The 15,954-nt window shown below is 36.1% G+C and carries 12 protein-coding genes and 1 CRISPR repeat array; of the genes, 11 read left to right on the top strand and 1 reads right to left on the bottom strand.

Features of this window, described 5'->3' with window-relative positions; genetic code table 11:
* Nucleotides 1-15 precede the first annotated feature (15 nt).
* Entirely contained in the window at nucleotides 16-1,197 is a 1,182-nt protein-coding gene (locus AC1EJ5_RS05075) for a homoserine dehydrogenase (RefSeq protein WP_479814940.1), read from the top strand.
* Nucleotides 1,194-3,488 carry a homoserine kinase gene (gene thrB / locus AC1EJ5_RS05080; protein WP_479814942.1) on the top strand — a complete coding sequence of 765 codons (2,295 nt, stop codon included), beginning with the start codon at nucleotides 1,194-1,196 and terminating at the stop codon, nucleotides 3,486-3,488. Before AC1EJ5_RS05075 ends, thrB begins: the two co-directional genes overlap by 4 nt.
* A 132-nt stretch (nucleotides 3,489-3,620) precedes the next feature.
* Here thrB and AC1EJ5_RS05085 read toward each other — a convergent pair whose 3' ends face one another.
* On the bottom strand, nucleotides 3,621-4,106 hold the full coding sequence (locus AC1EJ5_RS05085; protein ID WP_479814944.1) for a hypothetical protein: 486 nt from the start codon (nucleotides 4,104-4,106) through the stop codon (nucleotides 3,621-3,623).
* Between the two features lie 210 nt (nucleotides 4,107-4,316).
* Between AC1EJ5_RS05085 and AC1EJ5_RS05090 the strand changes: the two genes are divergently transcribed.
* From AC1EJ5_RS05090 to cas1e, 9 genes are all read left to right on the top strand, one after another.
* Nucleotides 4,317-4,886, top strand: a complete 570-nt coding sequence (locus AC1EJ5_RS05090) for an RNA polymerase sigma factor (protein WP_311487210.1) — start codon at nucleotides 4,317-4,319, stop codon at nucleotides 4,884-4,886.
* Nucleotides 4,883-6,520: a hypothetical protein gene (locus AC1EJ5_RS05095; RefSeq protein ID WP_479814946.1), complete on the top strand. Its 1,638-nt coding sequence runs from the start codon at nucleotides 4,883-4,885 to the stop codon at nucleotides 6,518-6,520. Before AC1EJ5_RS05090 ends, AC1EJ5_RS05095 begins: the two co-directional genes overlap by 4 nt.
* A 192-nt stretch (nucleotides 6,521-6,712) precedes the next feature.
* A CRISPR array of direct repeats spans nucleotides 6,713-7,106; the repeat unit is 28 nt; unit sequence GTGTTACCCGCCCAAGCGGGGATGATCC.
* 272 nt (nucleotides 7,107-7,378) lie between these two features.
* Nucleotides 7,379-10,135 (top strand): CRISPR-associated helicase Cas3', encoded by a 2,757-nt coding sequence (gene cas3 / locus AC1EJ5_RS05100; protein WP_479814948.1) that lies wholly within the window; start codon nucleotides 7,379-7,381, stop codon nucleotides 10,133-10,135.
* Nucleotides 10,128-11,849, top strand: a complete 1,722-nt coding sequence (locus AC1EJ5_RS05105; RefSeq protein ID WP_479814950.1) for a type I-E CRISPR-associated protein Cse1/CasA — start codon at nucleotides 10,128-10,130, stop codon at nucleotides 11,847-11,849. Before cas3 ends, AC1EJ5_RS05105 begins: the two co-directional genes overlap by 8 nt.
* A gap of 11 nt (nucleotides 11,850-11,860) precedes the next feature.
* A complete protein-coding gene (gene casB, locus AC1EJ5_RS05110; protein WP_479814952.1) occupies nucleotides 11,861-12,466 on the top strand; it encodes a type I-E CRISPR-associated protein Cse2/CasB in 606 nt (201 codons plus the stop codon).
* Nucleotides 12,450-13,652: a type I-E CRISPR-associated protein Cas7/Cse4/CasC gene (gene cas7e, locus AC1EJ5_RS05115; protein WP_479814954.1), complete on the top strand. Its 1,203-nt coding sequence runs from the start codon at nucleotides 12,450-12,452 to the stop codon at nucleotides 13,650-13,652. Before casB ends, cas7e begins: the two co-directional genes overlap by 17 nt.
* 9 nt (nucleotides 13,653-13,661) lie before the next feature.
* Nucleotides 13,662-14,363: a type I-E CRISPR-associated protein Cas5/CasD gene (cas5e, locus tag AC1EJ5_RS05120; RefSeq protein WP_479814956.1), complete on the top strand. Its 702-nt coding sequence runs from the start codon at nucleotides 13,662-13,664 to the stop codon at nucleotides 14,361-14,363.
* 2 nt (nucleotides 14,364-14,365) lie between these two features.
* Nucleotides 14,366-15,019, top strand: coding sequence for a type I-E CRISPR-associated protein Cas6/Cse3/CasE (gene cas6e, locus AC1EJ5_RS05125; protein WP_479814958.1), 654 nt, complete (start codon nucleotides 14,366-14,368; stop codon nucleotides 15,017-15,019).
* Nucleotides 15,016-15,954 carry a type I-E CRISPR-associated endonuclease Cas1e gene (cas1e, locus tag AC1EJ5_RS05130; RefSeq protein WP_479814960.1) on the top strand — a complete coding sequence of 313 codons (939 nt, stop codon included), beginning with the start codon at nucleotides 15,016-15,018 and terminating at the stop codon, nucleotides 15,952-15,954. The genes cas6e and cas1e overlap by 4 nt, the downstream gene beginning before the upstream one ends.

The following is a 15,954-nucleotide window of genomic DNA, read 5'->3' on the forward strand; positions in this document are numbered from 1 at the left end:
ACCAGGAGATTTGATTTGAAAATTTCGATTATGGGCTTCGGCACTGTTGGTACAGGGGTCGAGGAAATTTTATATAAAAAAAGAGAAATTTTACGAAAACATAAGCTGGATATAGAAATTGACAGGGTTTTAATTAAAAATATAGGCAAAAAAAGAAATCCCTTTGAAAAAAGTTTGGTTTTTACAGACGATTTTGATGAGATTTTAGCTTCGGATGTGGACACAGTTATTGATGTGACAACAAGTCTAGAAGAAACCTACCAGAGAATGGTCGCCCTTATGAAGGCTAATAAAAATGTTTTAACTGCGAATAAGGCTGTAGTTTCAAAATATTTTGAAGAATTAAATGACTTGGCCAGGGAAAATGAGGTTTACTTTTCCTACGAAGCTGCGGTTGGTGGGGCAATTCCCCTAATCCATCCTCTTATGGAAGAGGCACTTTTCAATAATATGGACAAGGTTTTTGGGATTTTGAATGGAACAAGCAACTATATCCTATCAAAAATGGAAATGGAGGGAGCTTCCTATGAAGATGTCCTAAAAAAGGCCCAAGACCTGGGCTTTGCAGAGCTTGATCCGACAGCAGATGTGGGCGGCTTTGACTCTATGAGAAAGATTAGGATTCTTTCTTCGATGATTTACAATGCAAAGATTAATGAGGAAGAAATCCCGACTTTCGGTATTGAAAACATCAAAAAAGCTGACTTTGACTTTGCAAAAAACATGGGATATTCAATCAGGATGCTGGCCAAGTCAGAGCTAAAAGATGGCAAGATAAATATATCTGTAATTCCTAGCTTTGTAAACGACGAATTTTTTGCCAAAACTTTCAACGAAACCAATGCTGTTAAAGTTTGGGGAGAAAATTTTGTCTCCTATGAACTTAAGGGACCAGGGGCAGGAAGGCTTGAAACTGCCGAAGCTATCGTCCGTGACCTCTTGAGAATCTTATCAAGAAGGGAAATTCCAGCCTTTTATGACGGAGAAAATCACTATGAGGTCGAAAATATTCTCGAAAATAAATTTTACATTAGGTGCGAGAAAGTAAGCCCAGCCTTGAAAGATTTGATCAAGTTTGAAAAAGTATGCGATAAGGACCATTTCATTTTGACAAAAAAAGTCAGCCTAAGTTCCTTAAAACCGAAACTTTTAGACCTAAGAGACTTTTTCCTAGCGGAAATTGAGGAGGACTTATGAAATTTTTATCGACAAGGAATGCCGATCTAAGAATATCAGGTAGACAAGCCATTGTGAAGGGGATTTCCGATGATGGGGGACTTTTTGTACCAGAATATTTTCCAGTCTTTGACATCGGGGAAAATTTGGACCTGTCCTACACAAAGATGGCCCAGAAAATCCTTTCTCTTTATCTGACAGATTTTGATAAGGACGACCTTTTGGAATTGATAGATAAGTCTTACTCGACTTTTGAAGATGAGATTGTAAAAATTGCCTACCAAAAAGACTATTACCTAGAACTCTACCATGGCAGGACATCGGCCTTTAAGGACTTTGCCCTTTGCCTATTGCCAAATCTTCTGGCCTATGCAAAAAAATCCCTGGGTATCAAGGATAAGACCTTGATTTTAACAGCAACATCAGGGGACACTGGCAAGGCCGCCTTGGAAGGTTTTTACAATACTGAAGATATTGATATTTTGGTTTTGTATCCGACTGAGGGTGTTAGTGACATTCAAAAGCTCCAGATGGATTCGACAGATTCGTTAAATTCAAAGGTTATAGCAATCGAAGGCAACTTTGACGATGCCCAGAGTGCTGTCAAAAAAATCTTTAATGATGAGAATATAAAGGCAGACTTAAAAGAGAAAAATACTTATCTATCGTCAGCAAATTCCATCAATATAGGCAGGCTCCTTCCCCAAGTTGTTTACTATTTCTATGCCTATGCAGATTTGGTAAATAAAAAAGCAATAAAGTGTGGGGATAAGGTATCTTTTTGTGTCCCAACTGGTAATTTTGGCGACATTTTGGCAGGTTTTTATGCCAAAGAAATGGGGCTTCCTGTTGGAAAATTAATAATTGCTTCAAATGACAACAATGTTTTGACTGATTTCTTTACAACTGGGACCTATGATGCCAACAGAGACCTAGTCAAAACAATTTCGCCATCCATGGATATTTTGGTTTCGTCAAATCTTGAAAGGTTAATTTTCCACAAGTCTTCGGATAAGGTTGTTAGAGAAAAGATGGAAGATTTAAGAAAAAAGGGAAGCTTTTCTTTTGAGGGCGATTTTTCTGAATTTATGGCGGGCTTTGCAAATAAAAAGGAAACCGAAGAAGCCATCAAAAAAGTTTATGAAGGCGAGGGATATTTGATAGATCCCCACACAAGCGTGGCTAAGGCTGTTGTAGATAAATTAGGACTTGGGAAAACAATGATTTTATCAACAGCTAGTCCTTATAAATTTGCCGCATCAGTCCTAAGGGCTTTGGGAGAAAATCCAAAGGACGACGAATTTGAAAATATAATGACCCTTTATGAGAAAAATGGTGTAAAAATCCCTAGGGAAATTAGGAAATTAAAGGGCAAAAAAATAATCCACAAGACAAAGATTGAAAAAGATCAAATTGCAAAAGAAGTCCTTAAGTTTGCTGGTCGTGGCAAGAGAATTGCTGTGCCTGCCACATCAGCCAACCTGGGCCCAGGCTTTGATGCTTTGGGTTTGGCTCTAGGACTTTATAATACTTGTGAATTTAGGCCTAGTAATGATAAAGAGATTTTTGAGGAAAACCTAAAAGAAAATCTCATCTATCAAGCCTATAAATATTCCTTTGATTTTTATAAGGAAAAGCTAGTGCCAGTTTCTTTTGACCTTGAAGCGGATATTCCTGTATCAAGGGGCCTTGGCTCATCTGCAGCTTGCATAGTTATGGGAATTATGGCAGCCTTTGACATCATGGGAAGAGATTTTGACAAAAAAGAAATCCTAAAAATTGCCACTGCTATCGAAGGGCACCCAGACAATGTGGCCCCAGCCATCTTCGGTGGGGCGGTTGTTTCTATTTTAGAAAATGAGGAAGTTTATCTTGAAAAAATTGAAATTTCAGACAAGTTTAAGTTCTTGGCCCTAATCCCTGACTTTAGACTTTCAACCAAAAAAGCTAGGGAAGTTTTGCCGGATACTTACCCAAAGGCAGATGCAATTTTCAATATTTCGAGAGTGGCTATGTTGGTTTTAGCTTTGGGATCGGGAGATGAAAACAATTTTAAAATCGCCCTTCAAGATAAAATCCACCAGCCATACAGGTTTAAACTCATTCCAGAAATAGAAAAAATCGAGGAAATAATAAGAGATTCTCGTGCCCTAGCCTACTACCTAAGCGGTGCTGGATCTACAATAATGCTAGTCTTAAAAGAAGACGATGATAGTTCAGAAAAAGAAATAAGGGAAAAATTAGGAAAACTATCAAAGACTTATGACCTAAAAGCTTTAGAAATAGACAAGAAGGGGGCTTTCATAATCTAAAAACAAGAGAAAAAACTCCATCATGCAAATAAATCGAAAAGTGTTTGCTTTATAAATTTTAAAAAAGGCTTATAGAAAGAATATAAAATGCAAAGAAAAAAGACGGGGAAAAATCCTCGTCTTTTTTGTGCTTTATCTTGGGTCATTTAATTTTAGGTTTTCTTCAAAACCTGAAGGGTCCCCATCCTTAGCCTTTTCTAGACTATCTTTGAAAGCTTTTCTAGTGGCATCATCACATTTATCAGGGCCCATATAAGCCATACCAGGAGCTTTTTCAAGCTCTTTAAGAGCCTTTTCTGCCTTTTCTGGATTGGTTTTATAATTATTTAACCATTCCTCCTGCCAAGCAGCCTCCCAATATTGGGAAGCCCTAGTATTGCCGAAACCAGCTTCAAAAGTTGCATCCTTATCATCATCTAAATGGTCAGGAATTTCATAACCCTCAGGCCAATCAAGATTTTTAGCAGAATCAACAAAGTCTTTCTCAGTCTCCTCAAAACTAATAATATTATCAGATCCAACCTCAACATCAGCCTTAGACTTGCCACAAGCACTCATTCCTAATGCAAGGCCAAAAACAAGAGCCGCCTTAACAAAAACATTTAAATTTTTTTTCATAATAATTCTCCTTTGTATTTTTTTAAGTTAACTTAATTACAAATAAATTATAGCAAGTAAAAAAAGATGATACAATTACAAGATTTGTAAGGAAGGGGAATAAATAAAATGGGTATATAATTGACAAGATAAGCTAAAATTTGGAAAACTTGTAAAAATAGAAAACTATGTAATATTTCTCACTAATTTACGTCTTATAGGATAGAGGGGGTGAAAGATTTTATGGATGATAAGGACATAATCAAATTATATTTTGATAGGAATGAAGCTGCAATCAAAGAAACGGACCTGAAATATAGACCCTATTGCTTTAGGATTAGTAACAATATTTTGGATAATTTTCAAAGTGCTGAGGAATGTGTTAATGATACCTACCTAGAAACTTGGAGGACTATTCCACCGCAAAATCCTAATGTTTTCAAATTATTTCTGGCAAAAATCACTAGAAATTTGTCCCTAGATTCCTATCGAAAAACCCATGCCGAAAAAAGGGGAGGAGGGCAAATACCTTTGATACTTGACGAGCTAGATGAGGTTGTTTCAGGTATTTATGATTTGGAAGAAGAGGTCATTTATAGGGACTTGTTAAGGATTTTAAATGAATTTTTAAATAATTTATCTGACGAAGATAAAACAATTTTTATCCAGCGTTACTTCTACGCCATCCCAATTAAGGAAATCGCCTCAAATTCAAACTACAAGTACAACAATTTAGTGACAAGGCTACATAGACTTAGAAAAAAACTGAGAGAAATCTTAGAAAGTGAGGGATTATTATGAAAAAGAAAAATAGGGGAAATAAAAATGCCGAAATTCTCTTTAAGGCCATTGGCGACTTAGAAGAAGAGACCTACAAGGTCGGGGGCCAAAGCGTTGATCTTGATACCAAGGCCAAGCATAAAAATTTTTCATGGAAAAAAATAGGAGCCCTTGCAGCCTGCCTGGCCCTAGTCGTTGTTTCTCTTAGCTTTTTGAAAGAATGGCTTCCTGGCAGTACTTCTATGGGCCCATCCAAGGAAATCACCACTGATGAAGCCGGAGGATTTATGAAATACGAGGGACCAATCCTTCCGCTCATATTAGGATCTGCCGATTATAAGGATGAAATAAATGCTAGTCGTAAATTAACTTTTGATTTCTTCACTACAAATATCGCAGATCAAAGCCCTAAAACAGCCTTGCTAAAGGACCAATATATGATAAAAAACAAGGGCCCTGCAAAGAAAATAAAGCTCTTCTATCCCTTTGTATCAAGCGTCGATGACTTAGCCTACTCATGTCCAACAATTGACCAAGACGGGAATGCTTTGCAGGCAAAATTACATTACGGAGACTATACAGGGGACTTTGTTTCAACTGCCAATGAAATCGACCCAGCAGAAACCCTCAACCTTAGGGACTATATGTCATGGAAAGACTACCAAAAGGCCTTAAATGACGGGTCATATTTGAAAGACGCCCTTGACAAAATCTCAAACACCAAGGATATACCAGTAACAGTTTACAGCCTAACCAACAGCTACTATGAAGAAAACAATGAGGATGAAAATCCAACCTTAGTAGCAGGAATAGAAATTGATAGGGACAAGTCCAAGGTCCTAAGTCTAGGTTTTGATGGCTTTGGCAAATTTGATGACGGTAAGGAAGAATTTTACCAATACTCCATCCCAAAAAAAGATGAAAAATCGATCTATGGGGACAAGCACTATCTGATTATCCTAGGCCAGGACACACCAAGTGTGAAAATCGAAGCCCAAAGCACAGGTGGCTGGGATGGCTACGAAGACAAAGCATCCAAGCTTAGAAATAATCTAAAAAATGCTGGTGCAGACCTCAAAAGACAAGAAATGAGCCTAGATGAAGCCTTAGATTTGACCTTACCTATACTTTTTGAGGGATATAAAGAAAGACAATCATCAAGAGAAAAAGACTTTGCTTATTGGAGAATGGATAATGGCAATATTCCATCATACACCTTATCCTATGAAGAATACAAAGCCCTCTACATCAGAGAACTCTATGCCACAGGCGTACTGAGCGAAAAACCAATGATGAGATACGAAAATGGCAACCTAGACCTAATGGATGTAACAAACACCCAAAGAATTATCTTTACAGAATTTGAAATTGACCTAGGAGAAAATCAAACAAGCCAAATTACTATAAACTCTTACAAGCAAGGTTCTTACGACTTCTACGGCGAGAGAAATGACCAAAAAATATATGGCTACGACCTATTAACCAAGCTAGACTCGGCCATAGACGTGGATAAATTCGAAACACAAATCATAGACTACGACAAGCTTACCATAGGAGAAGGAAACCTCGGTTTTGATCTAGAAAAAAACATCAAAACCCAAACCCTATCCAAGGACCAAGACCACTATTATATGGAAGTAAGGGGAAAGAAGTAAGCCCAGAAAAGCTTAATGAAGGTGATATTCAGAATAGATATAGCTATTTTGTAACATCACCTTTTTTAATATATAATGTAAGTAGGATATGGGATAAAAAAATCTAGACTTCAAAAATCGAGGTAAAAGGGAAAGTAAATAAAAATAGGTTTTCTTAATTTTAAAATGTGATAAAATAGGGGATTTTTTAATGTGTTACCCGCCCAAGCGGGGATGATCCTAAACTTAATGAAATCATAAAAAATAATTTGGAGTGTTACCCGCCCAAGCGGGGATGATCCCTGGTGAATTTTTCTTAGTTGGTCGAGGTAATGGTGTTACCCGCCCAAGCGGGGATGATCCTCCAGATAAGAAGGTTTATAGGACTTTTGATGGGTGTTACCCGCCCAAGCGGGGATGATCCTGAAAACTGGTTCAGAGTGGTTTTTTTACTCTGGTGTTACCCGCCCAAGCGGGGATGATCCTAATGTACAACGAAGGAGTCAACAAAAAACTTTGTTCTACCCGCGCAAGCGGGGATGATCCTACAATCTTAATTTCAGGCATACCTATTTTTGCGTTCTACCCGCGTAAGCGGGGATGATCCTACTGCTAAGGTTAAAATATCTTTAATGTCGACGTTCTACCCGCACCCACGGGGATGATCCTTGGTATTATCTTTTGGACGGTGCACAAAGATTGCTCTACCCGCACCCGCGGGGATGATCCTCATCCACATTAACATGTTTTGATTGCTGTTATATACTACCCGCATTTGCGGGGTTATAAATGATTCAATCTATGAGCTTTTCAGGGAGCGTAAAAACGTTTGCACAATATTCTTAATTTTTATATAATTGTATTAAGAAGGAGTATTTTATGGAGAAATTTTTGTGGGCTAAGAAAAATAGGGTGGATAATCAGCCTATGTGGTTGCCTTTGATGGTCCATCTGGATGATACTAGTAAGATTTGCGGACTTTTATATGACCGCTGGCTTTCCCAAGGGGTGAAAGACTTATTGATGGATTCTGTGCTTTCTGATGTAGAGGATAAGGACGAACTTCTTTTAAATTTATGTAGATTCTTGGGGTGGGTCCATGATCTGGGCAAGGCTACAGCTATTTTTCAGGTTAAAAAATCTTTTAATGGAGATTCTGAACTTGATAGTTTAATCATAGAAAAGCTTATAAATGCGGGTTTTAAAGACCTTGATAATTTTGCTTTGGCCAAGAGGGAAAATATTGCCCACAATATTAGCAGCCAGCATTTATTAACTACATATGGGGTTAATCTTTGCGTGGCAAATATTCTTGGCGCCCACCATGGCAGACCTATTTCTGAAAAAGAGTCTGAAGCTTGTCTTTCTTTTGCATCAAGCCTTTATCAAGAAGACAATATAAATTCGGATATAGCTATCTTTTGGCAAAATTTACAAAAAAATATTTTTGATAAGGCACTTTTAGAGTGCGGTTTTTCTGACCCTAAGGATTTGCCTTTAATTTCCCAGCCCGGCCAAGTTATTTTGTCTGGGCTTTTGATTATGGCAGACTGGATATCTAGTAATGAAAATTATTTTCCTTTGATTCCTATAGATCAAATTGAGGTTGAGTCAGAAAGATTGGAAGAAGGATATGAAAAGTGGAAGAATGATAGGACTGAAGCTTGGAATCCTAAACCTTATTCTGAAGGCATTTATAAGGGAAGATTTCCTTTTATAGAAAAACCAAAAGATGCCCAAAAGAAAATTTCAGAAGCAATTTCCAATACTGATGAACCTGGGATATTTATTATAGAAGCACCAATGGGCATGGGCAAGACCGAAACTGCCCTCATAGCTGTTGAAGATTTAGCTCAAAAAACTAATCGTAATGGTATGTTTTTTGGCCTACCTACCCAGGCTACTTCAAATGGGATTTTTACCCGTGTGAGAGAATGGCTTGACCATATTGAGGGAGAAAAATCCCTCAGGCTAATCCATGGCAAGGCCCAGCTTAATGATGAATTTTCAAAGCTTCCAAAGAGCAGGAATATCCACGGCGAAGACGGCGTTGGGGTTAATGAATGGTTTGCGGGTAGGAAGGTGTCGATTTTAGATGATTTTACAGTTGGAACTGTAGATCAAATCCTCCTTGCAGCCCTCAAACAAAAACATCTTATGCTAAGGCATTTGGGTTTGTCTAATAAGGTTGTAGTCATTGATGAAGTCCATGCCTATGATGCTTATATGTCCGTATTTTTGTACAGGGCCTTAAGGTGGCTGGGGGCTTATAAGGTGCCTGTTGTAATCCTTTCTGCTACCCTACCAATAGCTAAGAGAAATGCAATCCTAGAAGAATATATGATTGGGGCGCGTCTTGGTTATTCAAGGCTCCCAAAACCAGAAGGTTTTGAAACAAATGAAGCCTACCCACTTTTAACCTACAATGACGGGGCGACTATAAAACAATTTTCTGATTTTAAGAAAGAAGCTGGAATAGACTATCAAATAATAAAAAAATCTAAAGATGAGAGCGAAGACCTAGTTGGTTTAATTAAAGAAAACACACCAAAAGGTGGGATTGTGGGCGTGATGGTAAATACAGTTAGGAAGGCCCAGGATTTTGCCAGACAATGTATCGAATCTTTTGGCGAAGACAGGGTTGAGCTTTTGCATTCGTCTTTTATCGCAACCGATAGGTACAAAAAAGAAAAGAATCTCATAGATACTATTGGCAAAAATGGCAATAGGCCTGATTTTAAAATCGTCATAGGGACCCAAGTAATCGAGCAGTCTTTGGATATAGATTTTGACATTTTAATTACTGATCTTGCTCCAATGGACCTAATCCTTCAGCGAATGGGCAGGCTTCATAGGCATGAGGAAACTAAAAGACCTGAAAATCTCAAAAATCCAAAAGTTTATGTCTTAAACTGTGGCGGCTATGATTTTGATAAGGGAAGTTCTTTTGTATATTCCCCTTATATTTTATTTAGAACTGAATATTATTTGCCAGAAAAAATAAACTTGCCAAATGATATTTCCCACCTAGTTCAATTGGTTTATTCTGGTGGGGATTTGGATTTAGATGGCGAAGTTAAAAAAATATACAAAAAATATAGAGAAGAAAATGATGAAAGAATTTTAAAGCAAAGAGACAAAGCTGATAATTATAGGATTGACATACCAGAAATTTATTATATAGAACCAGAGTCTAATATTCATGAATGGTTTAGTAATTCAGAAAGAATTGTTGAGCTTTCTGACATAAAAGCAGGTGGGAAAGTGCGTGATAGTGTTGACTTAGTAGAAGTAATCGCCCTCAAGGCCTGCGAGAGTGGTTATGAATTTTTTGATAAATCAGGTCCCTTAGATCCATCTGATAATAAGACTGCAATGGAAATAGCAAAAAGAACTATCAAACTTCCGAATGCTGTATATTATGATAAAGATAATGGGTATATAATTGATAAGATAATAGAAGATTTGGAAAAGTATTATCTGACAAACTTATCTCCTTGGGACAACCAAGCTTGGCTTAAAAATTCTTTGGCGATAATATTTGATTCAAATAATGAATTTAGGCTAGGGGATAAGGTTTTACTTTATGATGAAAAGTATGGCTTAATCGTAAAAAAGGAGGAGAAAGATGAGTGAATTTAACTTAATTGACGAGCCCTGGATATCGGTGGTGACTGACTACAAGGGAACAACGAAGCTTGTTGGTTTGAGGGAGTTTTTTCAAAATTGTCATTATTACCTGGACTTTGCTGGGGAAATGCCTACTCAAAATTTTGCTGTAATGAGATTTATACTTGCTATTCTTCACACGGTTTTTTCAAGGTTTGATGCAGATGGAAATCCTTACGAAATTGTGAAAATAGATGATAAAATGCTGCAGACAGAACCTATTTTAAAAGAAGATGAATCAAGATATAGAAGAAAATTGATGAAAACATGGGAAAATCTATGGAATAATGGAGAGTTTCCAGAAATAGTATTAGACTATCTAGAATGTTGGCACGATAGGTTCTATCTTTTTGATGAAGAGTTTCCTTTTTACCAAGTAAAAGAAGATTTTTCAGGTAAATGTGAATTATATAATCAAAAACAACCTACAAAAGATGCGGGTCAAATGTCATTTAAAACAATCAATCGTTTAATATCTGAAACTAAAGATAATACAGCTATTTTTTCGATGGTTAATGATGAAGATAATCCATTTAGAGATAAGTTGACAAATGCCCAATTAACTAGGTGGATAATAAATTTTATGGGATATACTTCTACTCCGGATAAAATAAAAATAAAATCTTTTGAAGAAGTTAAAAACATTGAAAAATATGAGGGTCATAAAGGCTGGCTTTATTCGATCGGTGGATTACATTATAAAACTGATAATTTATTTAAAACCTTACTTCTAAACCTTGTCTTAGTTCATCCAAGTAAAAAGTTTATAACTGCTATTCAAAGTCCAGCTTGGGAGCATTCTCCAGAAGAAAATATAAAATTTTATTTAAATAATGGTAGAATTGATAACTTGGCCAGATTATATACTGACTATAGCCGAGCTATAAGGATTTCTAAGACAGAAAATGAATATGGTAGATATTTAGAAGTTATTCAGCTACCGATTTTAGACAAAAAAGATAGCTTTTTAGAATGTATGACTATTTGGGAAAATATAGGTAAAAAAGGTAATGATGAGTTTGCGCCAAGAGAAAATAATTCTTATGAATCTTTATGGCGTAACTTTGGTATGATATTTAATAAAAATGTGTCAGATAATAAATATAAAACTCCATATATTATTGACTGGATGGGTGAAATCTCTAAATTGATAGATACTTCTAAAGTAAGGTTAGTTGGTCTTGGAATCAATGGTGATAGTACCGCTTCTAATACTATGAAAAATGAAATGTACGATGAGCTAAGAATAGATTATGAAATAACAGCAGATTGTTCTGATCAAGGTTGGGTTTATAGAATAAATCAAGCAATAGAAAATACAAAAAAATTTATAGATGACAATTACATTGAGTTTGTAGAAGTAATTTTAAGGCTTAAAAAGGTTGATAACAAAATAGTTAAACCTGAATTAAATGACTATTTAGAGTCTTTGTATTTTAATATAGATAAGCCTTTTAAAGATTGGCTAAGTTCCATTGAATATGACGTAAATAAAGATGAGAAAATAGAAGAATGGTTTAAAACTTTAAAAAAAATAGTTATGGAAGAAGTTAACCAGATTTGCGCAGATTTAACTAGTGAATACTTTCTTATACAGGAGATTAAAGTTAATAATAAAAAACAAAATAAAAATATTGCACTAGCTTTAAATGATTTAATGACAAAACTGAATAAATTATAAAGGAGGTATAGATGGAAGATTCTAAATTAAATGTTTATAAGGAAACGGCAAGGATTTTAAGAAGCCTTGACAATACAAGGGATAAGCCAAGCACCAAGGCCATCTTTGCTAATATTAGAAATTCGATTAACAAAGATTCATCTGTTAATATGGATGCATTAGCCTTTGTTTTTCAAAATATACCAGAAGAATTTTTGGGCTTCAATAAAAATCTGAATGACTATGAAAAGGCAATCCTAACAGCTGTTCAAATGTACGCTCTCCATCAACAAGCCAATACAAATACGGTATTGAAGCTTGACTACGGAGAAGGAGAGAGAAGGCAAAACCTAGGAGATGCCTTGGCTACTATGAGAAAGAATGAAGATGATAGTAAGGCAATCGACAGAAGGTTTAATGCCATTATAACATCTAGTAATTTTGAGGAATTAAGCCACCACCTAAGACAGATGATAAAACTTTTGAAGTCCAAATCAGATGCCCAGGTTGATTACGCTAGCCTTGCCGATGACCTATATTGGTTTTTAAAAAATCAAAGAGAAGGTCTCAAAATTAAATGGTCAAGATCTTATTATAAATTTAACAAAGGGGAAAATAAAAATGCAAAACAAAATTAACAACAGACTATTTCTAGACATCCACGCCATCCAAACTGTACCACCAGCAAATATCAATAGGGACGATACAGGAAGTCCAAAGACTGCCCAATATGGTGGAGTCACAAGGGCCAGAGTTAGTTCTCAATCTTGGAAAAGGGCTATGAGATTATCATATCCTAAGGAATTGCAAGGTGTTAGAACCAAAAGAATTTTACAATTATTCGAAGATCAATTTATTAAAAGAAATATTAGTTTTGATGAAGATGCAAAAAATGACATGATTTTTTTAACAGAGTCTTTAGGATTTGGAGTAAAAGAGTCAAATGGTGAAACTATATTGGATGTGTTATTTTTGTATAGCAATAAGCAAATAAACGAGATTATTGATTATTATATAGACAATAAAGAAGAAATATCTGTTTTAGGTAAGGCTTATTACGAAGAACTTCAAAAATTTGAGAAAAAGAAAACAAAGAATATTAGGTCCGATGCGTGGAAAAAAATTTTCAATGGAAATAAAAAAGCAATAAATAAAATAAATAACGATTTAGAAATGATTCTAAAAAATAATAACTCTGTTGATACTTATTTATTTGGTCGAATGCTTGCATCAAGAAAATCTTTAAGTGTGGATGCATCTAGTCAAGTAGCCCACGCTATTTCAACCCATGCCATCCAAAGTGAATTTGACTTTTTTACAGCAGTTGACGACCTAGCCCCAGAAGATAATGCGGGAGCTGGGATGCTTGGTACAGTTGAATACAATTCATCAACCCTTTATCGTTATGCAAATATTGCCCTTCATGATTTTTATAGGCAGCTAGAAGATAAGGAAGAAACTGTAAATTCAACAAAATTATTTGTGAAATCGTTTGTAGAATCCATGCCAACTGGCAAGATAAACACCTTTGCAAATCAAACCCTACCTCAAGCAGTAGTTGTTAGTCTAAGGTCTGATAGGCCACTCAATATGGTAAGTGCCTTTGAGGAGCCAATCAAATCAGACAATGGTTATGTAGATAAGTCAATAGAAAAGCTTTTTGCTGAATACACAAAATACGATAAAATCCTTGATAAACCAATCTTTACAGCCTACTTAATTTTAGGCGATACAGAAGTAAATGAGATAGGAAAGTCAGAAGCAAGTCTAAATGACCTCCTAGAAGACTTGGGGGATCAGATAGAAAAAAATATAGAAGCCTAGGTGATAATAGTGAAAACTATCTTATTAAAATTAACGGGTCCCATGCAGTCATGGGGGACTTCATCTCGTTTTGAAACGAGGATGAGCGATTATTATCCATCAAAATCAGGGGTAATTGGGATAATTGCAGCAAGTCTAGGTTATAATCGAGACGAAGATGATATAATAAAAAAGCTAAATGACCTTGATTTTGCTGTGAGAGTTGACCAAGAAGGGGTTTTAAAAAGAGATTTTCATATAGCTGCGGAATATGTAGGTAAAAAAGAGCTCAAAAATCATCTTACAAACCGTTATTATATGGAAGATGCGGTCTTTGTTGTGGCTATTTCCCACGAAGATGATAAGTGGATGGATGAGATTCTTCAAGGCTTGAAATACCCTTATTTTCAACCTTTTATGGGCAGACGTTCTTGTCCGTTGCCAGGAAGTTTTATCTTGGGCACAAGTGAGAAAGGCCCGATAGAGGCCCTAGAAAACCTAGATTGGCAGGCAGCTAATTGGTATAAAAAGAAAAACAAAAATTATCGAGCAGATATTTATGCCGATAAGGAGCTCTTGCCAGAAAAGCCTCATACAATTAGGAATGACAGAGTTATTTCATTTTCTCAAAAAGAACGTAAATTCGGACCTAGATTTGAAGCGAGATCTAGTATTCTTATGGCAAAATCCGATGAAGACCCATTTGACGTTTTTGAAAGCTTGGAGGGCTAGATATGTATTTATCAAGAGTTGAAATAGATATAAACAACAGAAGGAAAATGAAGGACCTAACCCACCTAGGATGCTACCACGCTTGGGTGGAGGATTCTTTTCCAAATTCAAGCACAAATGAAAATCGTCCTAGAAAACTATGGAGGATAGATAATATTTATGATAAATATTACCTTCTAGTCCTAAGTGAAAGAAAGCCTGATATAGAAAAGCTTGAAAAATACGGTCTTGAGTCCTCAGCAGGCGTTAAGGCCTATGATGAATTTCTAGATTCTCTGAAGGAAGGAATGAGGGCAAAATTCAAAATAAAATTAAATACAGTCAGAGCCTATAAAGATGAGAAAAATCCTAATAAGCGTGGGCGAATTATGCCAGTTCCTCATGAGAAATTAAATGAATTTTTAATCGATAAGGCCACAAGAAATGGATTTGAAGTTAAGCTAGGTGAATTTGAGATAAGCAAGATAGATAAAGAATATTTTATGCATACCGACAAGGGTGAAACAAAAAAATCTAAGAAAGACATTGTGAGTGCGACCTATGAAGGGATACTCACTATTACAGATTTAGAAAAATTCAAAACTGCCCTTATAAATGGGATTGGCAAGAAAAAAGCCTACGGCTGTGGGTTTTTGACAATAATACCAGAAAAATGAAAAATATAGCAGGAGCAAAAAAGACAGAACTGTCAGAACTGCCAAGAATATCTGATAGGGTAAGCTTTATCTATGTTGAACACGCAAAAATAAATAGGATTGACAGCGCAATTACAGTTAGTGACTATCGTGGTCTTGTAAATATACCTGTTTCTCTAATTGGTGTCCTCATGCTTGGGCCAGGCACAGATATAAGCCACAGGGCCATGGAAATACTTGGGGATGTTGGCACGTCAGTAATTTGGGTAGGTGAAAGAGGTGTCAGGTACTATGCCCATGGCAGAAGTCTTGCCCATTCGACTAGGTTTTTAGAAAAACAAGCCAAATTAGTTTCGAATAAAAGAACGAGACTTGACGTTGCAAGGAAAATGTACGCCATGCGTTTTAAAGGAGAAGACGTTTCAAACCTAACCATGCAGCAACTTCGCGGTAGAGAAGGGTCTAGAATTAGAAAAGCATATAGAGATTGTTCCAAAAAATTCAATGTAAAATGGGAAAAAAGAGATTACAAGGTTGACGATTTTCAAGATGGAGATCCTGTAAATCAAGCCCTTTCCGCCCTAAATGTGTCTTTATACGGAGTCTGTCACAGTGTGATAGTTGCTATAGGCATGAGTCCAGGACTGGGTTTTGTCCATACAGGTCATGACAAGTCATTTGTCTACGATATAGCTGACCTATATAAGGCAGAAATCACAATACCCCTAGCCTTTGAATTGGCAAGTAAATACAAAGAAGGCGATGATATTGGAAAGCTCGCTAGACTTAGCCTAAGGGATAGGATGGTTGACGGTAAACTAATGAGGAAAATTGTAGAAGATCTACAATTTTTGATGGATATATCTGAAGAAGATAAAATATCTACAGAAATTATAGAACTCTGGGATGACAAAGAAGAAAATGCTAAACATGGCATATCTTATAAAGAGGATTAA

The sequence above is a fragment of the Anaerococcus sp. C0059F3 genome, from assembly GCF_056590475.1.

What these genes read in the sequence shown, in the direction of transcription:
- casB (WP_479814952.1), top strand. Translation starts at nt 11,861, where the DNA reads ATGGAAGATTCTAAATTAAATGTTTATAAGGAAACGGCAAGGATTTTA.
- AC1EJ5_RS05085 (WP_479814944.1), bottom strand. Translation starts at nt 4,106, where the DNA reads ATGAAAAAAAATTTAAATGTTTTTGTTAAGGCGGCTCTTGTTTTTGGC.
- cas3 (WP_479814948.1), top strand. Translation starts at nt 7,379, where the DNA reads ATGGAGAAATTTTTGTGGGCTAAGAAAAATAGGGTGGATAATCAGCCT.
- cas1e (WP_479814960.1), top strand. Translation starts at nt 15,016, where the DNA reads ATGAAAAATATAGCAGGAGCAAAAAAGACAGAACTGTCAGAACTGCCA.
- cas6e (WP_479814958.1), top strand. Translation starts at nt 14,366, where the DNA reads ATGTATTTATCAAGAGTTGAAATAGATATAAACAACAGAAGGAAAATG.
- cas7e (WP_479814954.1), top strand. Translation starts at nt 12,450, where the DNA reads ATGCAAAACAAAATTAACAACAGACTATTTCTAGACATCCACGCCATC.
- AC1EJ5_RS05105 (WP_479814950.1), top strand. Translation starts at nt 10,128, where the DNA reads ATGAGTGAATTTAACTTAATTGACGAGCCCTGGATATCGGTGGTGACT.
- thrB (WP_479814942.1), top strand. Translation starts at nt 1,194, where the DNA reads ATGAAATTTTTATCGACAAGGAATGCCGATCTAAGAATATCAGGTAGA.
- AC1EJ5_RS05095 (WP_479814946.1), top strand. Translation starts at nt 4,883, where the DNA reads ATGAAAAAGAAAAATAGGGGAAATAAAAATGCCGAAATTCTCTTTAAG.